The sequence below is a fragment of the Amycolatopsis sp. La24 genome (assembly GCF_029087445.1).
Taxonomy (GTDB): domain Bacteria; phylum Actinomycetota; class Actinomycetes; order Mycobacteriales; family Pseudonocardiaceae; genus Amycolatopsis; species Amycolatopsis nivea.
The window spans coordinates 65,405-87,972 of the sequence record NZ_JARACH010000010.1 but is presented as its reverse complement, the minus strand read 5'-3'; the positions used below and the strand labels follow the sequence as shown (position 1 = coordinate 87,972).

The window sequence follows — 22,568 nt, the reverse complement described above, 5'->3', positions numbered from 1 at the left end:
GGCTACCAGCTCGCGGATTCCGAGACGACCTCGTACACCGCGCGCAGGTTGGTCATCCGGGCGAACTGCGCCTGGTCGATCGTGACGCCGAACTTCTTCTCCAGCGCGGCCAGCACGTCCATCAGCGACAGCGAATCCGCCTCGTGGTCGTCGGCGAAATCGCTGGTTTCGGTGAGCTCCGCGTCGTCGAGCTCGAGATGCGTGCAGACGATCTCGCGGATCTGCTGCATGCGTTCGGAGACGGCTGTCGTCATGGGGGTCACTCCCGATCGTCAGGGACCGTTACAAGGGATTCGGCCCGAAAACTAGCGGCGAGCGGTGACACCCTTCTGACAGCGCCCTGACGCGACGCCCCCGTAGGCGCGGTGTCAGCAGGCGGTCATCGGGGACTGCCATGCTGACCCGGTGGAAGCGAAAACGACGGTTCAGTCGAGAACCTGGTCCTGCATCAGGATGGACTGGTACAGCCGGCGCAGCCCCGGCCCGGGCTCCAGTCCGAGTTCAGCGCCCAGCCACTTCCGGGTGCTGTGGAAGACCGAGACCGCCTCGCCCTGCCTGCCGTCGCGGTAAAGCGAGATCATCAGGTACTCGCTGAGCCGCTCGCGCGCCGGGTTCTCCGCGACGAGTTGTTTCAGGTCGTGGGAAAGCCCATGATGCTCGCCGACCTGAAGCCGCGCGGAGATCAGGTCCTCCTGCACGGTGAGCCGCCGCTCGTTCAGCTGCTCGGCAGCCAACCGGCAGCGAGTGCAATCGGCCACGTCGAGCAACGCCGGCCCCCGCCAGAGCCGCAGCGCTTGTTCGAAGACCGTGATGGCTCCCCGCGGATCCTGCCCGAGCAACGCGGCCCCACGCTGTGCCAAGGCAGAAAACCGATGCGCGTCGACGGCCTCGGCAGGCACGGTCATCAGGTACCCGCTGCTGACCGTCCGGACCACCTCCCGCTCGCCGGTCACGGTGAACACGAGCTTCCGCAACCGCGCGATGTTGGCCTGCAACGCATTGCGCACGTTGGAGACCGGTTTGTCGGCCCACAGTTCGTCCGCGAGCGTGTCCAGGGACAACGGAACCCCCGGCGACAAGGCCAGCAACGCCAGCACAGTCCGCACCTTTCGCGACGCGACTCCGTGTCTGCGGCCGGCTTGCCTGAGCGTGACCGATCCCAATAGCTCAATTTCCATATCTACCCCTGAGAAAAATAGCCCGCCTCAAGTGACCCCACGCACCGAGCTGTCGGCCGAGCCGAGCATGTCAGACATTGAAAAGTCGGTCTACCTCCGATTGGGGTAATGAGTTGGCGTCATGCACGACAGTTTCCCGTCGGTAATACGAACCCCGTTCCCATTTGTCGCCCCCGACCTCCCGATGGTGGTGCTGGCACCAGGTATGACAGTGGTGTTACCTCCACCAGGAGCCCCTTCTCCGGCGAATACCTTGTCGTACTCGCCGGTACGGTGTTGAATCAATTATCGCGGCCGGGATGGAGCCGCATTTTCCGACATGGGGTGAGTTCTATTTGCAGTTCCGGGCAACATTTCTGCCCGTTGCCGCAGCGACGGCGAATGGTTATTTATTAGCGGGCCGGCGACGCAGAGTGTTTCTGTTGTTCCCCAGGGTCGCACCAAGGCATTCGACATCATGAACGCCGCGGCTCGCCTCTCGACTGCTGGGACAATTTGCGCGAGTGTGCAATCGACGCCATCGACTGGTCTGGTTCGCAACAGAGAATTTTGCGAACTTCCACACTTTCGACGGCTTCCCGCACGCCTCAGCGCGCGGCCACCCTCACCGTCCTTGTCCGCGCTCCCGGCCTCGCCGCTAACCGGGCCCTGGCTCCGACGAGCTCGCGAACCACCGCCCCGATCTCCTCGCTCCCCGCGCCGTTGGAGCGACCCAGCCCGTGCGAGCCAAACCGGGCTCCCAAGACGATCACCGTTTCCTCGCCCCGTCGCCCTCAGTACTGACTTCCACGCGGCCTACCGCCGCCTACCGGAGACGACCTCTCCACGCGAAAACGCGACCCCGCAACGGACTCCGCCGACCACCCTCACGCCGCCGCAACCGGATGACGCCCACCCGGCGATGCTCCACACCGCGCCCCAGTGCTGCCAGCCAACTCTCGGCATTAGACCCCAAGCGGCACAAATCGGAGCCCCGAGCATGCGTTCCCTCACCCCGGCTTCCTCGACGACCGCGGTCGAACCCAAGAACCCAACGCCGCCCGCGTGCCACCACCTAGCCCAAGACGATCCCCTCGGGCCCCCGCGAGTCCCGTACTCCCGCCCGGCACTCCCGCTGCGCCATGCGAGCTGACGTCTTCCGCCGCGGCCGCAACCGGCTCCCGCCGGAATGCGCCAGTCACGCTTGGGGTTCTCGATCGAGCCTCCGCCCTGCCAGAAGAACCGGACACCTGCCCGAGACGCGGCAGCACGCGTCCAAGCCGCAGCGAGCCCGCTAGCCGCCGCAGCAATCAGCGCGAGCTGCCCGCCCGCAGCTGCCGCTAGAAGGCCATCCCCGTGCACCGCGGCCACCTGCCCCAGAACAATGCGGTTGGACGAGATCGCTGCGTCACCGCATGAACCGCTCCGACACCGGTCACTCGCCCGCGCCCGCCCAGCCGCAACAGCTGCCAGCGAACCTTCCCAGCTCGACCGCCGAGCTTCCGACGCCAAGCCGCAGACCGGTAGCGCTAACCCATAGCCATCGACCAGGCCGGCCGCATCGAATCATGCCCCGGGCATGCAAAAAACCCTCCGGCCAACCTGAACTGCGTGGCCGAAGGGTTCCTGTGCAACTTGTGGAGCTAAGGGGACTCGAACCCCTGACCCCCTCACTGCCAGTGAGGTGCGCTACCAGCTGCGCCATAGCCCCGAAGCAGAGGTGAACTCCGCATCTCGTATGGACATACAGTACACCCCGCCTCCGGCCCCTTCGTCAGGGGGTCGGTTACGCGCCGCGGCCGCGCCGGAATGGCGTGCCAAGCTGGCCCAACCCGCCTCTCTGCGACCTGTTCCGAGCGCATTAGTGCAGGTCGACTGCCCTATCTGACTTTTCTTCAGGTTTGCGTTGAAGGTCAGTGTGCCCGCGATTACATTCCTCCGCAGTCGCGACGTCGAGCCGACCCTCGCCACGAGGCGAACCCCACCTCGGGCCGAGGTCGCACCGCGACCCCGTCTCGGCAAGGGAGGTGACGATGAACCCCGAATCACGGAGAGTGGCCGCGCTAGCGCCGACCCCTCCGAGTCCGGCGGACTACCTCTGCGGCCGGAACAGCGGAACGCCGTCCCGTCAGCCCCTCGATACCAACGCTGATGCGTGGCCCGCCCAAACGGGGGCGGCGAACGCCCGGCGAACCGCTGCTCGTCCGCCCGTCCCGCTGGCCCGCCCGTACACCGGCACCGGAACAAACGCGCACGATTGGCACTTCCACCTCACCCGCAAGGGCGATGCAGAGACAGCCACCCGCCCCTCCTCGCGGCCCGCGTCGGAACACGAGAACACCTCGGGAACCCACCACACCGCAGCCCCGCCGCGACTGCCGTCCACCGAGCCCGACCCGCAATGGCCAGCGCATCCGACTGCTGCAGTTGTCGATCTTGCCTCCGGCCGAGACCGCGACCCGCATCCGGCCGGACTGGCTGCTGGTCACGAGAAGTCGCGGCAGCACGGCCGTCATGACGCCGCCAACCGGTCGTTCACACTGATCTCCGTGGGTGGCACTACTTCTCCGCCGCCGGGACAAGTGGACCTGGGGCCGAACGTCGTCGTTTTCGATCCGTTGATGCCGAGCGCGAGCATCCAGCGCAAGCTCGACGCGATCTTCGCGGAGCAGGAGAAGAACCAGTTCGGCAGTCAGCGCTACGCCGTGCTGTTCAAACCTGGCACGTACTCCAACGACGTGAACGTCGGCTTCTACACGCAAATCCTCGGACTAGGCAGCACGCCCGACGCCGTGACGATCAACGGTGCGGTGCACGTGGACGCGGACTGGTTTCCCCCGAACAACGCGACCCAGAACTTCTGGCGCGGCGCGGAAAACCTGTCCGTGAACCCCGTCGGGGGCGCGGACCAATGGGCCGTATCGCAGGCGAGCCCGTACCGGCGCATGCACGTCCGCGGCGACCTCCGCCTCGACGACGGCGGCGGCTGGTCGAGCGGGGGCTGGATCTCGGACACGAAGATCGACGGCCGGGTCCGTTCCGGGTCGCAGCAGCAATGGATCTCGCGCGATTCGCACTTCGGCGGCTGGACCGGGTCCACTTGGAACATGGTGTTCGTCGGCGTGTACGGCGCTCCCGCCGGCACCTTCCCGGACCCGCCGTACACGACGATCGACCAGGCCCCGATCGTCCGTGAGAAGCCGTGCCTCCAGGCCGACGAGTCCGGTCACTACCGGGTGTTCGTGCCCGCCCTGCGAAGCAACACCTCCGGCGTCACCTGGGAACACGACAGCGCACCAGGTATTTCGCTGCCGATCGACCAGTTCTTCATTACGAAACCGGGCGCTACCGCGTCCGAGATGAACGAGGCTCTGACGGCGGGCAAGAACCTGCTGATCACCCCAGGCGTGTACCACCTTGATCAGCCTCTTCACGTGACTCGTCCGGACACCGTCGTCCTCGGCCTTGGCATCGCGACCTTGATCCCGGACGGCGGGATCACTGCGATCAACGTCGACGACGTGGACGGAGTGAAGATCGCCGGCCTGCTGATCGACGCCGGAACGACCTCGTCGGCCACGCTCATGCAGGTCGGCGATCCCGAGTCGAATGCGGACCACTCGGCGAACCCGACCTCGCTGCACGATGTGTTCTTCCGCGTCGGCGGCGCTGCCGCGGGCAAAGCGCACACCAGCCTCGTAATCAACAGCAACGACGTGATCGGCGACCACCTGTGGCTTTGGCGAGCCGACCACGGCGCCGACGACAGTCACGTCGGCTGGAACTCCAACACCGCCGACACCGGCCTGGTGGTGAACGGCGACGACGTGACCGTCTACGGGCTGTTCGTCGAGCACTTCCAGAAGACGCAGGTGACCTGGAACGGAAACGGCGGGCGCACCTACTTCTTCCAAAACGAGATGCCCTACGACGTCCCCGACCAGGCAGCCTGGATGAACGGCGGGAGCGCGGGCTACGCCGCGTACCAGGTCGCTCCGGGTGTGACCAGCCACGAAGCCTGGGGTCTCGGCAGCTACTGCTTCTTCAACACGAACCCGTCGGTGTCCTGCTCGCACGCCTTCGCCGCTCCGGTCGCGCCTGACGTGCAGTTCCACGGCATGGTGACGGTTTCGCTCAACCACCAGGGAACGATCACCCACGTGATCAACGACCTCGGCGCGAGCACCCCGTCGGGGACGAAGCCGGTGAACCTGGTGCGCTATCCATAGCCGCCACCTGAACAACCGGTGCCCGCCGCGGTGGCGGCCGCGACGGGCACCGGTCCCTGGTTCTGTCGTTTGCCACGACAGTCGACGGGACACCGTAGGCTGTGCCGTGTGAGCCAGCCGATCCTGATGACCGTCGACGACGACCCCGCCGTTTCGCGGTCGGTGGCGCGCGACCTGCGTCGCCGCTACGGCAAGGACTACCGCGTCATCCGTGCCGACTCGGGCGCCGACGCCCTCGACGCACTTCGCGAGATCAAGCTGCGCGGCGACGCCGTCGCGGCGATCCTCGCCGACTACCGCATGCCGCACATGGACGGCATCGTCTTCCTGGAGAAGGCGATGGACCTCTTCCCGAACGCCCGGCGCGCACTGCTGACGGCCTACGCCGACACCGACGCCGCGATCCAGGCGATCAACGTGGTCGACGTCGACCACTACCTGCTCAAGCCCTGGGACCCGCCCGAGGAGAAGCTGTACCCGGTCATCGACTCGCTCGTCGAGACCTGGCTCGCGGTCGGCGATCGTCCGGTGGAAGAGACGAAGCTGATCGGGCACCGGTACTCGGCGCCGTCGTTCCGGATGCGCGACTTCCTGGCTCGCAACGCCGTCCCGTACCGCTGGTACTCGGTCGACGACGAAGAAGCCGGCCGCATCCTCCAAGCCGCCGGCGCGTGCGAGACCGACATCCCGGTCGTGGTGACGCCGGACGGCACGGTGCTGAAACAGCCATCGGGAAGCGAGATCGCCGATGCGGTGGGCCTTTCTACGCAGCCCGCGCAGGACTTCTACGACCTGGTGGTGATCGGCGGCGGTCCGGCCGGACTCGGTGCCGCCGTTTACGGCGCTTCCGAAGGACTGCGGACCGTGCTGGTCGAGCGCAAGGCCACCGGCGGCCAGGCCGGAACCAGCTCCAGGATCGAGAACTACCTTGGCTTCCCTGACGGAGTGTCGGGCGCGCAGCTCACGGACCGAGCCCGCCGCCAGGCGCAGAAGTTCGGCGCCGAAGTGCTTACGGCTCGCGATGTCGTGGGTCTGGAGGCGCGCGGCTCGAGCCGGGTCGTGACCTTCGGCGACGGATCCGAGATCGCCGCGCACTCCGTGATCCTTTCCAGCGGCGTCAACTACCGAGCGCTGGAAGCTGAGGGCATCGCGGAGCTGACCGGCCGGGGCGTCTACTACGGCTCTGCCGCGACGGAAGCACCTGAGTGCTCGAACGATCACGTGTACATCGTCGGCGGCGCGAACTCCGCCGGTCAGGCGGCGGTGTTCTTCGCCCAGCACGCCGCCGACGTGACGCTGCTGGTGCGCGGCGCGTCGCTGGAGTCGTCGATGTCGCACTACCTCATCGAGCAGATCGCTGCCATCGAGAACGTCCACGTCCGCACGCACACCACGGTGGTCAAAGCGCATGGGGACGATCACCTCGAGTCCATCACGGTCTGCAAAGACGGCGTGACCGAGAAACTGGACACGGAACACCTCTTCATCTTCATCGGAGCCGCTCCACGCACGGAGTGGCTGGGAAAGAGCGTCCTCCGGGACGCCCACGGATTCGTCCGGACCGGCCCAGACCTCGTGGAGGACGGACGCAGGCCGCCGGGATGGAGCCTGGACCGCGATCCGCATTACCTGGAGTCGTCAGTGCCCGGCGTGTTCGTGGCCGGAGACGTGCGCTCGCAGTCGGTGAAACGCGTGGCGTCCGCCGTCGGCGAGGGCGCCATGGCCGTGACCCTGGTCCACCGTTACTTGGAGGAACAGTGACTCAGCCCGCCTTGTCGCGCGAGGAACTGCGCGGACTGTTCTTGTTCGAACATCTCTCCGACGCGCAGCTCGACTGGATCGAGCAGAACGCGGTGCGCGAGGAGTTCAAGGCCGACTCCGTGGTGATCCGCGAGGGCGACCCGGCGACGTGCTTCTACGTCCTGCTCAACGGCGCGCTGCGGATGACCCGCGTGGTGGCCGGCGCCGAGGTCGAGATGAAGCGGTCCGATCAGCGCGGTTCCTACTGCGGCGCAACGCAATTCCTGGCCTACCAGGACAGCGAAGCCACCTACGGCGCGACGATCTACGCCGTCAGCGACCTGACCTTCCTCACGCTTCCCGCCGCGGAGTTCGCCGTCGAATTCCGGCAATGGTTCCCGATGGCGGCGCACTTGCTCGAGGGCATGTACCTCGGCTGGCGCAACACCGACGCGCTGGTGTCGTCGCGCCGCAGGCTCGTCGCCCTCGGCGAGTTGTCCGCGGGGCTCATGCACGAACTCAACAACCCGGCCGCAGCCGCGGTACGGGCCACGGCCGCGCTGCGCGAGCGAGTCGCCGGCATGCGGCACAAACTCGCGATCCTGGCGAAGAAAGACATCGACCCGAACCTGCTTGAGTTGCTCCTCGATGTGCAGGAACGCTTGGTGAAGCAGGTCGGCGACGCACCCAAGCTCTCCGCGATGCAGCAAGCCGACCGCGAGGACGAGATCGGCGACTGGTTCGACGACCACGGCATCGACCAGGGCTGGGACCTCGCCAGCATCTTCGTCGCTGCCGGACTCACGCCGACGAACCTCGACCACGTGCTGGAGTCGGTAGGCGAAGGACTGCTCGACGGCGCGATCCGCTGGCTCGCGTACGCGCTCGAAACCGAGATGCTGATGGGCGAGATCGAGGACTCGACCAGCCGGGTGTCCACGCTCGTGGGCGCGGCGAAGCAGTACTCGCAAATGGATCGCGCCCCGCACCAGTTCATTGATGTCCACGAAGGACTCAACTCCACGCTGGTGATGATGTCGGGCAAGCTCGGCGAGGGTATCCGCGTGGTCAAGGAATACGACTGCTCGATCGACCGGGTTCCTGCCTACGCCGCCGAACTGAACCAGGTGTGGACCAACATCATCGACAATGCCGTCGGCGCCATGGGCGGCGAGGGAACGCTGACCCTGCGCACGTGGCAGGTCGGCAAGCAGGTGCGCGTCGAGATCGGCGACACCGGCCCGGGGATCCCGGAAGAGGTGCGCCAGCGCATCTTCGAGCCGTTCTTCACGACCAAAGGCGTGGGCGAAGGCACCGGTCTCGGGCTGGACATCTCGTGGCGGATCGTCGTGGAGCGGCACTCGGGCGACATCAAAGTGACGTCGGAACCGGGCGACACGCGGTTCGAGGTCTGCCTTCCCGTGGAGGAGCAAGCGTCGCTCTGAACGCGCGGTTGCCCGCGGATACCCGGCACGAGGCTGGGATCTTCGGGTTCTTCGGAGCAGTTCTGCGGTGGCTGTCATCGGCGGTATCCCCTCGGAGCGAACTGACGGCTCGATTCCGAGGTTAGCCGACCGCACCGACAGGATTTCGGGCTGTTTTCGAGTTTCCCTTGTGCGCCAACGGTTTTCGATCTTTCCCTGATCGGGTGATGCTTGGGAACGCATGTTCGAGCACTCTGGAACACGGCAGCGCCGCGCCCATTGCTCGGACCCGCAGGGGGTCCGGTGGGCGCCGCCGCCGGTTCAGGGGAGGGACCGTGATCCGAATCCGGGAAGTGTCAGTGTCATTGCCGCTGTCGTCAGCCAGGTCAGCAAGTCCGGCAACGGAATCCGGGCGAGCCGTCCAGGCCATTCGTCGGCTGCGATCGTCAGCGCGAGCTCGTCTTCGCCAGGCCGGATTCCGGTCAGGCGCAAGCCTTTCGGCAGATCCGGGAGGGGAAGCACGATCGGCTGGATCCGCTTCGGCGGGCGCCTCGTCCACCGTCCGAGGCAGAGCGAGGTCGGGGTCAGCACTATTGCTTCGTCTTCGATGTCTGCGACGAGAGTCAAATATCCCCAGCGCGGACGTTTCCGCCAGCGCACTCGGAACCCTTCCGGATGCGGTGTCGCGATCAGGTCCGGACGTGCCGCGGCGACCCGATCCCGCACCACGGTTCCGCTCACTTCTATCTCGAGTTCGACAGATCCGGGAATCGCCGCTGGCGAAGGCAATCCTCGAAGCCGTACGTCCTTGGCGAGCACGGTCACGCGCCGCAACGGAATGCGTTCGACGTCTGGCTGCGCAGGCGGTCCGACAGTTGACCGCGTTTCAGGACCAGCTTCGCGAGCGGCGGACGCCCGTCCGGAGCTGCGTCGAGAAGTCGGTCGCTCGGATTCGTGCGGTCCCGCGTTTGCTGCGTCAGGTCCCGAGATGGGTTTCCATGCTGCGGCACCTGGTGTGGCTTCCGCGATTCGGCGATCGCCTTGCGCCTGAACAGAATCCGACGATGCCGTGTTCTCTCGTGGACCGGATGGGCGTGCGTCAGTTCGGCCGTCGGCGGGCCGCGCGAGGTGACCAGGCGCAAGCCCAGCCGCATCCGGCGGGCCGTCCGTCTTGCGCGTTTCGCCGACGGGGGTGTCCGTCGCAGCAGGCATGCCGGACGCGTCCGCGGTGGTCGGGTCCTTCGTTTCGCCACGCGCGTTCGACGCTGCTGAGGCCGCTGCAGTTCGAGACGAGCGGGCAGTGCCGGCAAGGCTGCCAGCGCCGTGCGCAACGGGGGCCGCCGAGCTGTTCGGAACGGGCCAGTCGACATCTTCCGCGACGATGCGGACGTCTCCCACCCGACCGGTGGCCAGACGAAGCGAGTCCGCTGGATAGTCGAGTTCGGTGAGAGTCAGGCCCACCTCGTGGCCTTGCACTGTGGTCGTAAGGCGACGACCCACCAGTTGCTCGGTGACGGTTCGGGCGAGCGCGGCCGGGGTCGCGGGCACTGCGGGCAGCAGTGCCCGGCCCGCGGCTGCCAGGCCCGACAGTTCGGGCCAGGGCACCCAGGCATCGAACCATCGGCCTTCGCTCATTCGGCCATCGTATGGCTGTCCCGAGGAGACCGCTCCTCGCTGTGGCATGAGCCGCGTAACGGACGGCAAGGGGCCGATCACTCAAGCCATCGGAGCAGCCAGCAGCCCGGCAGTTGCTCCGGCCTCGGTGATCCTGGCCGCCACCAGCCGGAATTCCGTCGCAGCGAGCCGCTTGACGTCGCGTCTGGCACCCGATCGGTAGGGCGGCGAACTAGGCTTGCCGAATGTCCGAACCCGACCACGAGCCGTCCGACATCGAGACAGTCGAAGACCGCGTTTACCGGCGAGAAGACTGGTACGCGGAGGAGTTCACCGCGCGTCGGTTCCTGCGCTGTGAGTTCCATCAGGTCGACCTGACCGAGGCAGTCACCCGCGGTGTCTCTTTCCTGGACTGTGTGTTCGGAAACGTCCAGTTCAACGCCTCCCGCCACACCGACTCTGCGTTCACGGGCTGCGTGTTCAAAGGATGCAACCTGTTCGATGCCGAGTTCACCGGCTGCAAGCTGGTCGGCAGCCGATTCCAGGACTGCGACCTGCGTCCGTTGCGCGTGACCGGCGGAGACTGGTCTTTCGTCGGCTTGAATGGTGCCGACCTGCGTGGAGTCACGTTCCAACAGGTGCGGATGCGCGAAGCGGACCTAGCCAAGGCGAAGTGTTCGGGAGCAGTGCTCACCGACGTGGATCTGTCCGGCGCGGAGCTGCAGGACATCGACCTCACGCGCGCCGAACTCCGGGGCAGCGACCTGTCGTCACTCGATCTGACTCGTGCGTCGCTGACCGGCGCGATCGTGTCCCCGGAGCAGGCGGCGGTGCTCGTCACGTCGCTCGGACTGCAGGTCCGCGGGTAGTCTCGCTTCTGGGAACCGAGCCGTCGGGTATGTCCGGAGGGAGCACGATGGGAGTCGTCACACCAGGCTTCACCGGACGCGCCCGCGGTGCCAATCCGCGGCTGCCACCAGGGCAGTATCTCGCCGAAGACTTCCCGGTTCTCTCGGCCGGGCCGACTCCTCGAGTGAGCACAGAGCGGTGGGAGTTCGCGGTAGTGACCGAGAGCGGCGAACGTCGCTCATGGTCGTGGCCGGAACTCATGGCGCTGCCGAGCGAGAAGATCACTGTTGACATCCACTGCGTCACCCAATGGTCCAAACTGGACACTCGTTGGCGCGGCGTCCCAGTGGACGCGCTCGTCGGGGATCTCGATACGGCCGCTGATTACGTGATGGCGCATTCCTACGGCGGCTACACCACAAACCTTCCGCTCGCGGATCTCCTGGGCGGACAAGCCTGGATCGCCTACGAGTACGGCGGTAAGCCACTCACTCCGGAACACGGCGGCCCTGCTCGGCTGTTGGTGCCGCACCTCTACCTCTGGAAGTCCGCGAAGTGGGTGCGCGAACTGCGGCTCGCCACAAAGGACGATCCCGGCTTCTGGGAAGCAGCCGGCTACCACGACTACGGAGATCCATGGCGGGAACAGCGGTATCAGGGCGACTAGCGTGGCGCGTCGCCCGGCTCGCCGAGATCCGGCAGGAGACACCGACCGCGCGCACCCTGGTCTTCGACATCCCAGGGTGGCCGGGCCATCTCGCGGGACAGCACGTCGACGTTCGTCTCACCGCAGCTGACGGCTACACGGCACAACGCAGCTACTCGCTTGCTGCACCGGTGAACGGAGACCGAATCGAACTGACCGTTCAACGGGTAGCCGACGGCGAAGTGTCCGAACACCTCACCGGCCCCTACGCGGTCGGTGACCCGGTCGAAATCCGCGGCCCGATCGGCGGTTGGTTCGTGTGGCGTCCCGCCGAGTCGGCTCCGGTGTTGCTCGTCGCGGGTGGCGCAGGCATCGTCCCTCTGATGTCGATGATTCGGGCTCGTCGCGAAGCTGGCAGCAAGGCACTGTTCCGGCTGGTCTATTCGCTGCGTACCCCGGCAGAGCTGTACTACGCCGAGGAGCTCCGCCGGCCCTACGCAGGCTTGGACATCACTTACGTCTACACGCGGGAGCTCCCGGAAGGGCGATCCGGCATCCCGCGGCGCATCGACGTCGCCACATTGAACATCGTTGCGTGGCCGGTTGACTTCGGTGCCACCACGTACATTTGCGGGCCGACCGGGTTCGTGGAGACCGCAGCGGACATCCTGCTCGCGCTGGGACATTCGCCGCAGTCGATTCGGACTGAGCGTTTCGGCCCCAGCCGGGACTGAGGCCGGCAACGAATCAGTGCACGGTCGGTTTGGAGAGGAGTTCGCGCAAGGTCGCTAGCAGCTCGCGACGATCTGCCGCACCGAGTTTGCCGCGGATGCGGGCCATGTGGTGTTCGACAGTCTTGCCGGAAATGAAGAGTTTGCTGCCGGCTTGTTTGTAAGTCAGGCCGTCGACGACCAGGCGGGCGACCTCAAGCTCGCGTTCGCTGAGTGCGCTCAAGCCGGTCGCCGCGCCCGGTGCCGGGGCGGCGGACTCAAGACGTCCGGTCGTGCCTTGGAACTGCCGAGCTGCTTCGAGGAGTTGGACCATCGCCTTGCGATCGGAGGTGCGAATCGCGGCTTGGCCCGCCAGCCGGGCCGCGTCCCAGCACAGGTCCAGTTCATGAAGTTCCGCGGCTGCTGCGGAGATTTCGCCTGGATCGAACGTGCCGCTGAGAACCGCAAGCCAGCATCCAGCGGCGCGGGCGAGCGCGGCCGGATAGCGGCCGCAGTCGGCGAAGTGGTTCAGCGCTGCCAGTTGCTGTTCGGCAGTGGCGCGGTCTTCTGTGGTGATCGCGGCGTGCAACTCGTGCCAGCACAGCGAGACCGTCCACAAAGGAGGGTTTCCCAGTCGGTCAAGCATTGCGTGCGCGCGTTCTAGTCGGCGGGACAGCTTGGCGTGCGCACCGGTCCGAGCGGCTGCGATTGCCAGTTCTCCCAACGGGAGCAGCGTAAACAGGTCCACTTGCTGACGCATGGACGCCTGATACGCCCGTTCCCACGACTGTTGCAGCCCGACCAGGTCGCTCGCTCGCCGGGCGAGGCCGAGTTCCAGTGTCGCGAAGAACAGTTCGTCACGGGCCTCAAGCTTGGTGCCAGCGACGGCGTCGCGGTGTTCCGTCGCGGCGGCAAGATGGCCGCCGGTCATCGCGACCCAGCCGAGAATCAGCCGGTGTCGGGTGGCAAGCAGGTCGCCGCCGACGCTGCTGGCTAATGCTCGTTCCAGCACCGACTCTGCGAGCGCCAGTTCGCCTGCGTGCAGGCCCGCGAGTGCAGCGAGTGCGGCCGGACTGTCCGGAAGGGGTGCGCCGCCGACTGCTGGTTCGAGCATTGCTGCGGCGCCTACGAGTGTCGGGAGCGCCTCTGTTCCGCAACCGACCACCGATTCCACGATCCCGTTTGCTGTTCGCGCAGCGGCACCGGTGAACAATGTCGGCGCGGCTCCAGGCATCGGGACGTTGGCGACAGTTTGACCGTCGGTGGTCTGGCCGGTTCCGACGAGGGCAATCGTGGCGAACGCGTCCACCGCGCCAGGGCCCACCCAGCGATAGCTTTCGCCATTCGGTTGGGGCTGTCCGGAGAACGCGGGATTGCCGTTGGGAGCGGGAGCGGGATCGGTCGGGGCTCCAGCAGCGTCCGCGCGGTGGGGGAGTGCGGAGGCTTGAGAGTCTGTCGAGCTGGCTAGTGTCCATTGGGTTGCCGCTTGGTGGTTCGTTGCCGCCGTAGCGGGACCTTCGTTGCTGGAGTCATGGCCGCCGGAGTTGGATGACGGAGTGGCCGCATGCTGACGGGACCAGTTGTCCGTGGCTGCGGCCCAGCGGTACAGCTCTGCAGTTCGGGCCAGTTCGCCGCGGTGAGCCAGGACTGTCGCGGCGATCTCGGCTCCGGCGGCTCGTGCTTCCGGATCTTCGCCGGACAGCATGCCGTCGCCCAGGCGGAGGGCGGTGTCCAAGTCTCCGGACAGTGCGGCGGCGCGGGCCCAACCCATCGTGGTCGCGGCGTCGCGGGCACCAGCTTCGGCGGCGGCTTCGAAGAGTCGCGCGGCATGTTTGGGGTCGGTGGGGAGTGCTTCGCTCGCGGCGGTTGCGAATGCGGTTGCTGCGGAGGCACCGGAGCTGCCGGCGTCGAGCAGAGACGTCGCGAGGTCAAGTACGGGCAGGCCCCGAGTCAGTTGTACTTCCACGAGTTGCTGCAACACAGCTAGGCGTCGAGCGGGTGGTCCGTAAGCGCGTACTGCTTCGGCGGCGGCAGGCAGGAGAATGTCTTCAGCATCAAGGAGGCCCGTCGCGCGGGCACCGTCGACGACTTCGGGCAGTTCGTCTGGTGTGCGCTCCAGCAATGAACACAGCAGGTCGAGGTTGCGGGCTGCGCCGGCTTCGGCGGCGATGAGGTAGCGGAGGACGTCGTCGTCGAGTGCTGCTAGTTCGGCGCGGAAGTCGGCGAGACGGCCGGTGACGACACGTTCGACGAGACGAGGGACACCGCCGGTGCTCGCGTGGAGGGCGGGGGCGTCCGCAGTGCGGCCGGTGAGTTGTTTTGCGAGCTTGCCGACTTCGTCGACGGTCAGCGGTGGCAGCAGCAGTGTTTCGCCGAGGGACCGCAACGCTTGTGCGCGAGGGTTCGGACGGTGTGCCACCACTAGCGGTCCCTCTTTGGCGGCCGCGAGCATGGTGAGCCTGGTCAGGTCTTCGTCGTCGAGCTGGTCTGCGTCGTCGACGACCGTGGCCTCGACACCTGCTTCGCGGTAGCTGCGATCGAGGGCACCCAACAAGGCAGTCTTGCCGTAGCCGCCCGGCGCGACGACCACGAGCCGGACTGGGGCCGCGGGGGTGTCGGCGAGTTGTTCAAGGAGGCGGCGGGCTGCGGGGTGGACGGCGTCGTTGCCGGTTTTCGCCAGCAGTGCGTTCAACAGTGACCTTCACCGGAGGGAGCTGTGGCTGGGTGGGCGCACGAGCTCAGGACAGGGGGACGGGGAGAAACGGGTTCCTTGTCGGCGGTCGCTTCGTGTGACGTGAGGACCGCGATCAGGATCGAGGAGCTGATCGCCAGTACTGCCGCCGCGGCGGCGAGCGGTCGCCATCGACGCAACAGTTTGGCAGCGCCCTCGGGCTCCGGCAGCGTGAATGGAGTGATCTCCACCGGCGGCCGCTCGGGTCTTTCCGGAAGTTCGGGTTCGCGGTCGACTCGCGGCAGCAACGTGGTTTCGGGGGCGGGGGCTTCCCTTCGCGCGAGAGGCCTCGTCCGTTGGCTGGCGAGGATCCCGGCCCCGATGGCCGCCGTATCGGCGGGTTGAGCGCCGGTGAAGAACGGGCAGGGCAGACGTCCAGGGCGAGTGCCCGGGCCGGGTTCGCCGCAGAACACGATGCCGGCCAGTGACTCGGGGGCGACGTTGGCCGCCTGCGCGAGGCCGAACGCGGTCTTGACCGCGGAACCCGGCGCGACACCTTCCGTGCTGTTCCGGGCGATCCAGCCGCTGGCTCCCGAAGCGGTCGCCAAGGTGACGGTGACGCCGTCCGGGCCGAACTCGCAAACTGCGGCTGTTCGGTCGCCTGCGCCGGGTTCCGGGAGATGGGCGTAGAGCGCGGCGACCGCGCTGGGAACGAGCGTGACCGCGGAGAAACCTGACTCCGCCAGCGACTGGCGCAGGAGTTCACGTCGGTAACCGCCCCAGTCACCGGGGTGGGTGACGACGAGCTGGCGCGGCGGTTCGCCGGTCTGGCTGGCTGCGACGTCGGCGATGCCTTCGATGAAGACGGTGGTCAGGGACTCCGGGGTGAACGGTTCGCTGCCGATGAAGACCGGCACGTCGTCGCCGATGCGGCGATGGAAACCGGTGATCAGGCGGGAGGGCACGGCGGCACCGGCTTGAGTTGCCGCGTCGCCGGTGAGCAGGTATCCCTCGTCGTCGAGGAAGAGTGCGGTCGCGGTCGCCGGGGACGTCTCGCCCAGCCACAACGGCTCGGGATCGTCCCACCGGTCACCTTGCCTGCGACGGAGCGCGGCGTGGGTCCGGGCAGCGCCGAGGTCGATGCCGAACACGTAGGGCACCGCCGCTTCCTCCCTTCGTCGCAGTCAGGTTCGGCCAAGGGGCGTAACTCACTGACGGATACGCATCCTCACCCGTTCGGGTCAGACGGGCAAGAGTGGGGTGGGATTTAACCCAACCGGGTTCCGCGTGTCCGATCCCCTAACTCCCTAACGATCTCATATCGACCCCCTAACGGCTGAGCGAGGCGCGACTGGGTGTAAACCCCGATGTGAGCGGGGGTGCCCCGTCCCTACCTTGGGCGCCACGCCCGGCCGGGGAGGGCCGGGCATTCCCCGTAATCACTACAAGTGGAGATCCCCCCATGGATTCGGTGCAGACTCTGCACGACTTCACGCTCACCTTGCTCCAAGACCCGTCCGCGCTCGCCGCTTTCGGCCAGGACCCGCAGGCCGCGCTGGCCGCTGCTGGGCTGGGCGACATCAGCGCCGCCGACGTGAACGAGGTCGCGCCGCTGGTGCTCGACTACGTGCCGGTGGACCACCTGGCCTCGCTCGGCCAACTGCCCCAGGCGGGCGACCTGACCACTGCGCTCGGCGACGGCCCGCAGGGCGCGATCGAGCAGCTGCAGGCACTGACCGCTTCGCTCGGCGTCTCGGCTGGTGGCGCGGAAGCGTCTGCGGCTACGCCTGGGCTGCCGGGCCTTGGCGAGCTTCCGGCGGTGCCGGGCGTGGGCGAGCTGCCCGGTCTTGGCGAACTGCCGGGTGCGGGCGCGCTGCCTGCTGTCGGCGACGTTCCGGGTCTCGGTGACCTGGCGGGTGCGGTGCCCGCCGGAGACCTTCCGGGTCTCGGCGAACTGCCCGCCGTGAGCGACGTGGCTGGTGCTTCGGCGCTGCCCGCCGCCGGTGAGCTGCCGGGCCTTGGCGAGCTTCCGGCAGTGCCGGGTCTCGGTGAGCTGCCGGGTGACGGCCAGCTGCCCGGCCTCGGTGAACTGCCGGGTGCCGGTGCTCTTCCGGGCGTCGGTGCGCTGCCTGGTGTCGGCGACGTCGCCAGCGCGGTTCCGGCGCTGCCGACGGCCGGCGAGCTGCCGTCGGTTCCGGCTGTGCCGGGTGTCCCGGCCGTTCCGGGGCTGCCCTCGGCGCCGGGTCTCGGCGACGTGCAGAACGCTGCCGCGTCCGTCACCGCGCTGGTGCAGAACCCGACCAGTGCACTCGCCCTGGGCAACGACCTGGCCAGCGGCCTGGACTCCAGCGCGGTCGCGCAGGCGAGCGGGCAGGCGGCCACCGCGGCAGACGGCGCCATCTCGCAGGTGCAGCACGTCGGCGGCGAGCTCGCGGCGGCTTCCCCGGTGAACGTCAGCGACCTGCCGGTCGCGAACTCCGCGTCGCAGGTCGCCGACCACGCGACCGAAGCCGGCGGCGGGATTGCCGGACACGTCAGCGACGCGGTCGGGACCGTCACCGAGAACGTCGGCAGCCTGAGCAACACGCTCAGCGCCAACGGGCTGAACCACGCGGTGAACGGCGTGACCCAGCAGGCGCACTCGCTCATCTCGCACGGCGAGTCCGAGCGTTCCGACGCCGCGACCGAGACGCACACCGGGACCGACGCCGGCGTCGGCATGGTGCACGACACCGTCTCGACGGTCTCCGACCTCGGGCACCAGGGCCTCGGCCTTGACCTGCACGCCGGTGCGGAGACCTCGCACGGCGGCGGTGAGCTGCACATTTCCCTCTGAGCAAGGGTAATTCGGGGGTGGCTCCGCGGTCTGGGTGCGACCGCGGAGCCACCACCCGGTTCGGATACTCCCCGTACACGGGGGACACTGGTTCGCCGTGACGGCTCCAGCTTGGCTCGAAGTGCTCGCCGAGACCTCGGATGCCTGCCGGACGCACGGCCGCGAAGACCTGGCGCAACGCCTTCGCCGGCGTCAGGACCGGCCGCCGGGAGGCACGCGGGTCGCTGTGCTCGGCTTTCCCAAGCAAGGCAAGGGCTACCTGGTCAACGCGGTGCTCAACGCGCCGGTCTGCCCGGTCGGCGACGCGGCGACTCCCGCGGTGCCGATCGAAGTCGGGTACGCGGCCGAACCCGGTGCCACGCTCGTCGGACGCGCCGATGAACGCATCCCGGTCGAGATCGAGAAGCTGACCGGCGAGGTCGGTGCCCGGCCTGCCGGGTCGCTGCGGCGAGTCGAGGTCGGCGTCCCGCGCGATCTGCTGTCCGCGGGCCTGGTGCTCATCGACACCCCCGCGATCGGCGACCCGAGGTCCCCGCGCACAGCTGCCGCTCTCGACGTTCTCGCGGACGCCGACGCGGTCATTCTTGTTTCCGACGCAGCTGCTCCGCTGGATCAGGCCGAGCTGGCGCTGGCGCATCACATCCGGACTTGGTGTCCGCATGTGGTCATCGCGCTGACCAAGATCGATGTCAGCGCCGGATGGCGCACGGTCGCCGAACAGAACCGGACCGCGCTCTCCTCGGCCGGGATCGACTCGCCGGTGCTGCCGGTATCGGCGACGGTTCGGTTCGCCGCGGCCAAGGGCGGTGACCAAGACCTCAACGCGCGGTCCGGCTTCCCGGAGTTGCTTTCCTGGATCGCGACGCAGGTTTCGCGACCGGCCGAGAGTACGGCCGCGTTGCTCGCAGCCGTGAGTGTGCGCGCGGCGGCGGCCGAACTGGTCGAGACTTTGCGGGCACGCGCCGAGGCGGCCGGGCAGGAAGCAGGTGTCGACCAGACGACGTTGCTGCAGCGTTCGCAACGTCGCGCCGATGAGCTGCGCCGACGCAACAGTCGCTGGCAGAACCTGCTGGCGGACGAGATCGCCGACCTGCAGTCCGACGCGGAATACGACCTGCGTGAACGCACCCGGAAGATCGTCGAGACCATCGACGAGACCTTCGACCGCGGGGACCCGGTGAAGGTGTGGGACGAGTTCGGGCCGTGGCTGGACAGCACGCTCGCGGAAGCCGTCGAAACGACTTACACGTTCGCGGCCCAACGCGCGGAGTGGATCGCGCAGGCGGTCGCGGTGAGCTTCGGTGCGCAGTACGACCTGCCGGAATTGGCTTTGACCGACTCCGGCGCGGACCGGATCGCCGAGGTGCGGAAGCCGCGGATCGAGCGGTTCAAGATCGGGCAGAAGGCGTTCACCGGTTTGCGCGGTTCGTACGGCGGCGTGCTGATGTTCGGTCTGGTGACCGGGCTGGCGGGGCTGCCGCTGATCAACCCGGTGTCGATCGGCGCTGGCGTCGCGTTCGCCGCGAAGACGATCAGTGACGAGGGCGGCATGCGGCTGCAACGCCGGCAGGCGGTGGCCAAGATGACCGCGCAACGGCACGTCGACGACGTGTTCCTGCGGTTCAGCAAGGAATGCCGCGACGCGATCCGCCACGTGCAGCGACGGTTGCGGGACCACTTCACCGAGCTCGCGGACAGTCTCGCCGACGAGCTGACACGGGAACGCGAGATGATCATCGCCGGGTCGGCCGAGCGGGAACGGCGCAGCGCGGCGCTGCGGCGGGAGATCGACCGGCTGGCGGGGTTGCATAAGCGGGCTGGGGAGCTGGGGATGCTGGCTAATCGGGTGCCCAAGGAGTTGCCTGCGTGACCTTGGCCTGGCGGCGTGGGTTGTGGCGGCGTTCGCGGCTGGACGGATCGGTGATGCTGGGCCGATCAGAGGCGGTGGAGTTGCCTGCGTGGCTTCGACGACGGGCTGGGTGCGGTGTGCTTTTGGCGGTGCTGGCGGCTTTTTGGTGGGCTGGTGATGCTGGCCGGTCGTCTCGTACGCGAGGGTGCGGCGGTTAGTTGTTGTCTGCGTGACGTCGGATGGGGAGCCGGGCGTCGCGCGCGGCGGCTCTCTGGGTGGGCTGAGTTCTTCGGGTGGGACAGCTGAGGGGAAGCTGGCCAATCGGTCGTTATGGAGATGGTTGCGACTTCGGGTGGCTGCGGCGTTTGGTGCTGGCCGGAGGAGTCGCGGTTTCTGAGCGCTGGCGGCCGTGGTCGTGAGCGGGGTTCCGCATTGTGAGAGTGAGTTGGTCTTTGGTGCGTTGAGGCGTTTTGCTGCGGTGAAGGCGGTTTGGTGGGCGGGATCGGTTAGTGACGGCATGCTTCGGCGGCGTCGCATCGCGGGAGCGGAGCCGGGAGACGTGGCCGCGTGGTGGAAGATTCGGAAGCGCCCTTCTTGGGCGGTTGAGGGTGTTTCGGGAGACATCTGCGGGGTTGATGGTGGCGGGCTTTGGGATTCGGTGAGCGGGGCGTTGCCGGGTAGTCGAGGATGTTCGGGGCTGTGCCGGATGAGTCGAGTGAGGAGTGGTGTCGCGCGTGGGTGAGGACGTTCGGGCTCTTCTGGCGGATGCTTGTGCGTACTACCGCGACAGTCCGAGGGCTTCGGCGTTGCTGGGCGAAGCGCTTGACCATCTCGACGAGCCGCTTCGGGTGAGCATCGGTGGGCCCGCGGGGACGGGGAAGTCCACGTTGGCTGCGGCGTTGGGCGATTGGCCGACGCGGGCGTTGCGCGATCTCGAGTTTCTCGATGCGCCGCCGCCGTCGACGCTCACTGATGCCTCCGTACGGCTGCTTCGCCACCTTGAGCCCGACCAGTTGGCGACGTTGCGTCCGACAACGCCTTCAGCGTTCGCGCGGCAGACGGCCGTTGACACGATCCTCGTGCTTGCGCGCGCGGACGAGACTGGCGCGGGGCGGATTGACGCACTGCTTACCGCGAAGCAGATTGCGCGGCGCGCGTGGCGCGAAGATCCACTGTGCAGCGGGTTCCAAGGCGTGATCGCGGTGGCGGCGCAGCTTGCGTACGGGGCGCGCGCGTTCACTGATGACGAGTTCGAGCTTCTCGCGGCCTTCGCGGCTGTGCCTCGTGAGGAGTTGGAGCGGTATCTGCTCTCGGTGGATTCATTTACTGATCCGGCGTTTCCGGGGCCGGTGTCCGTCGAGACGCGACGGTCGTTGGTGGTTCGTTTCGGGCTGTGCGGGGTGAAGCTTGCGCTGACGCTGATCCGTACGGGCTGTGATGACCGGGTGAAGCTGTCGACGGAACTGGTGCGGCGCAGCGGTCTTGGCGAGCTTCGCGACACTATCGCGGGTTGTTTCGCTGCGCGTGCGGACGCGTTGCGCGCGCGGACTGCGTTGATTCGGTTGGAGACGGTGTTGAACGCGGAGCCCCGACCGCACAGTGATCGGCTTGCGGCGCGGGTTGAGCGGTTTTCGGCTGGTGCGCATGACTTCCGCGAGTTGCGGCTGATCGCGGACATTCGTGGCGGGCGTACGGCCTTGGCGGGGGAGTCGGCGGAAGAGGCTGTGCGGTTGCTGGGCGCAGAGGGGACGGCGTCGGAGGAACGGCTGGGACTTGCGGCGGGTACGGATCCGCGCGAGATGTATGAGGCCGGTCTTGACGCGGTGATGCGGTGGCGGCATGAGGCGGAGCGGCCGGACCGGGCGTTGGCGGAGCGCGCGGCGGCGCAGGTTGTGGTGCGCAGTGCGGAAGGGTTGTTGGCGCAGTTCGTTTGACCGGGTCAGTCGTCCTGGACGATCGCCCAGGACAGTTGGCCTGGACGATTGGCCGAGGCGACTGGTCGGAGTGGGCGGCTAGGGCGGTCGCCCGGGATGACTGACCCAGGCGGACGACTGGGACGGTCGCCCGGGGCGACTGACCGGGGTGGACGCCTAGGACGTTTGGTCAAGGCGACCGACCTACGCGACTTGACTGGGCGGTCGATCAGGGCGATCGCCCGGGACGACCGACCGGCTGAAGCAACGGGCTGATGCGGCCGATGGTGTGGCTGGCCAGGGCGATCGAACAGGGCAACCGGTCAGGGTGACCGGCCGGGACGACCGACCAGGATGGCCGACCGGGGCAGCCGACCAGGGTGACCGACCGGGACAACTGACCGGGACAACTGACCGGGGCGACTGACCAGGGCGACTGACCGGGGCGACTGACCGGGGCGGTCGGCCGGATCTCGGAACCTCAGGCGTTGCCCAGCACCCGTCCGATGGTGAGTTCCAGGACTACTCGCTGCGGGTTTTCCCGCGGCTTCCGGTACCGCTCGGCGTAGCGCTCTTCGGCGTCGTGGACGGAAGCGGCGTCGTCGAGAAGGCGGATTCGGCCCTCCAACGTGGACCAGGTCCGGCCTTCGAACTGGCATACCGCGGCGGCCAATCCGGTGTCGCCGGCGGCGCGGATGAGGCGGGCCTTGTATGAGGTCCCGGAGGCGATCACGCGGGCGATGCCTTGGTCGAAGTCGACCGTCACGCCGACCGCTACGACGTGTGGCGTTCCGTTGGGGCGGACCGTCGTGAGCGACGCGAGCCGTCGTTCGGTCCAGAACTGGCGGAAGCTCTCGTCGAGGGGCATGTCCGCACGCTAGACGAGACAGAAATTCAACTGCTTGTTGACCTCTTTAACAACCAGTTGTA

The 22,568-nt window shown here is 67.6% G+C and carries 16 protein-coding genes and 1 tRNA gene; 9 read left to right on the top strand and 8 right to left on the bottom strand.

Annotated elements, in window-relative coordinates:
* Positions 1-2: 2 nt before the first annotated feature.
* The 3 genes from PUT80_RS13320 to PUT80_RS13310 form a co-directional block, all read right to left on the bottom strand.
* Complete coding sequence (locus tag PUT80_RS13320) at positions 3-254, bottom strand: acyl carrier protein (RefSeq protein ID WP_037812007.1); 252 nt, start codon at positions 252-254, stop codon at positions 3-5.
* A 171-nt stretch (positions 255-425) separates the two neighbouring features.
* Entirely contained in the window at positions 426-1,178 is a 753-nt protein-coding gene (locus PUT80_RS13315; RefSeq protein ID WP_078870423.1) for an AfsR/SARP family transcriptional regulator, read from the bottom strand.
* A gap of 1,617 nt (positions 1,179-2,795) precedes the next feature.
* Positions 2,796-2,868: transfer RNA gene (locus PUT80_RS13310), tRNA-Ala, on the bottom strand.
* Positions 2,869-3,778: 910 nt separating this feature from the next.
* On the opposite strand from PUT80_RS13310, the gene PUT80_RS13305 reads away from it, so the two are divergent.
* The 3 genes from PUT80_RS13305 to PUT80_RS13295 all read left to right on the top strand — a co-directional run bounded on the left by PUT80_RS13305 (position 3,779) and on the right by PUT80_RS13295 (position 8,571).
* Entirely contained in the window at positions 3,779-5,386 is a 1,608-nt protein-coding gene (locus PUT80_RS13305) for a coagulation factor 5/8 type domain-containing protein (protein WP_275292165.1), read from the top strand.
* Between the two features lie 108 nt (positions 5,387-5,494).
* Positions 5,495-7,147 (top strand): FAD-dependent oxidoreductase, encoded by a 1,653-nt coding sequence (locus PUT80_RS13300; RefSeq protein WP_275292125.1) that lies wholly within the window; start codon positions 5,495-5,497, stop codon positions 7,145-7,147.
* Positions 7,144-8,571 (top strand): ATP-binding protein, encoded by a 1,428-nt coding sequence (locus PUT80_RS13295; protein WP_037812003.1) that lies wholly within the window; start codon positions 7,144-7,146, stop codon positions 8,569-8,571. The genes PUT80_RS13300 and PUT80_RS13295 overlap by 4 nt, the downstream gene beginning before the upstream one ends.
* Before the next feature lie 300 nt (positions 8,572-8,871).
* Here PUT80_RS13295 and PUT80_RS13290 read toward each other — a convergent pair whose 3' ends face one another.
* Together PUT80_RS13290 and PUT80_RS13285 are read right to left on the bottom strand one after the other, a co-directional pair.
* Positions 8,872-9,375, bottom strand: coding sequence for a DUF2993 domain-containing protein (locus tag PUT80_RS13290; protein ID WP_275292124.1), 504 nt, complete (start codon positions 9,373-9,375; stop codon positions 8,872-8,874).
* Entirely contained in the window at positions 9,372-9,704 is a 333-nt protein-coding gene (locus PUT80_RS13285; protein WP_037812001.1) for a hypothetical protein, read from the bottom strand. The genes PUT80_RS13290 and PUT80_RS13285 overlap by 4 nt, the downstream gene beginning before the upstream one ends.
* A 705-nt stretch (positions 9,705-10,409) precedes the next feature.
* On the opposite strand from PUT80_RS13285, the gene PUT80_RS13280 reads away from it, so the two are divergent.
* Genes PUT80_RS13280 through PUT80_RS13270 form a run of 3 tightly spaced genes read left to right on the top strand, consistent with a single transcriptional unit; the run spans position 10,410 to position 12,393 of the window.
* Complete coding sequence (locus tag PUT80_RS13280; RefSeq protein WP_037811999.1) at positions 10,410-11,033, top strand: pentapeptide repeat-containing protein; 624 nt, start codon at positions 10,410-10,412, stop codon at positions 11,031-11,033.
* Positions 11,034-11,080: 47 nt separating this feature from the next.
* Entirely contained in the window at positions 11,081-11,680 is a 600-nt protein-coding gene (locus tag PUT80_RS13275) for a sulfite oxidase-like oxidoreductase (RefSeq protein ID WP_037811997.1), read from the top strand.
* Positions 11,650-12,393 (top strand): ferredoxin reductase, encoded by a 744-nt coding sequence (locus PUT80_RS13270; RefSeq protein WP_275292123.1) that lies wholly within the window; start codon positions 11,650-11,652, stop codon positions 12,391-12,393. Before PUT80_RS13275 ends, PUT80_RS13270 begins: the two co-directional genes overlap by 31 nt.
* Before the next feature lie 13 nt (positions 12,394-12,406).
* Here the strand turns inward: PUT80_RS13270 and PUT80_RS13265 are convergent, their stop codons facing one another.
* Both PUT80_RS13265 and PUT80_RS13260 read right to left on the bottom strand, forming a co-directional pair.
* Positions 12,407-15,061 (bottom strand): helix-turn-helix transcriptional regulator, encoded by a 2,655-nt coding sequence (locus tag PUT80_RS13265; protein WP_205669933.1) that lies wholly within the window; start codon positions 15,059-15,061, stop codon positions 12,407-12,409.
* Positions 15,058-16,200 carry a molecular chaperone DnaK gene (locus tag PUT80_RS13260; protein WP_275292122.1) on the bottom strand — a complete coding sequence of 381 codons (1,143 nt, stop codon included), beginning with the start codon at positions 16,198-16,200 and terminating at the stop codon, positions 15,058-15,060. The genes PUT80_RS13265 and PUT80_RS13260 overlap by 4 nt, the downstream gene beginning before the upstream one ends.
* 302 nt (positions 16,201-16,502) lie before the next feature.
* Between PUT80_RS13260 and PUT80_RS13255 the strand changes: the two genes are divergently transcribed.
* The 3 genes from PUT80_RS13255 (at position 16,503) to PUT80_RS13245 (ending at position 21,659) form a co-directional block, all read left to right on the top strand.
* Positions 16,503-17,876 (top strand): IniB N-terminal domain-containing protein, encoded by a 1,374-nt coding sequence (locus PUT80_RS13255; protein ID WP_275292121.1) that lies wholly within the window; start codon positions 16,503-16,505, stop codon positions 17,874-17,876.
* 97 nt (positions 17,877-17,973) lie between these two features.
* A complete protein-coding gene (locus PUT80_RS13250; RefSeq protein ID WP_275292120.1) occupies positions 17,974-19,746 on the top strand; it encodes a dynamin family protein in 1,773 nt (590 codons plus the stop codon).
* A gap of 713 nt (positions 19,747-20,459) precedes the next feature.
* Positions 20,460-21,659, top strand: coding sequence for a GTPase (locus tag PUT80_RS13245; RefSeq protein ID WP_275292119.1), 1,200 nt, complete (start codon positions 20,460-20,462; stop codon positions 21,657-21,659).
* Positions 21,660-22,119: 460 nt separating this feature from the next.
* On the opposite strand, the gene PUT80_RS13240 is transcribed toward PUT80_RS13245, so the two are convergent.
* Entirely contained in the window at positions 22,120-22,506 is a 387-nt protein-coding gene (locus PUT80_RS13240; protein ID WP_275292118.1) for a pyridoxamine 5'-phosphate oxidase family protein, read from the bottom strand.
* Between the last annotated feature and the right edge of the window lie 62 nt (positions 22,507-22,568).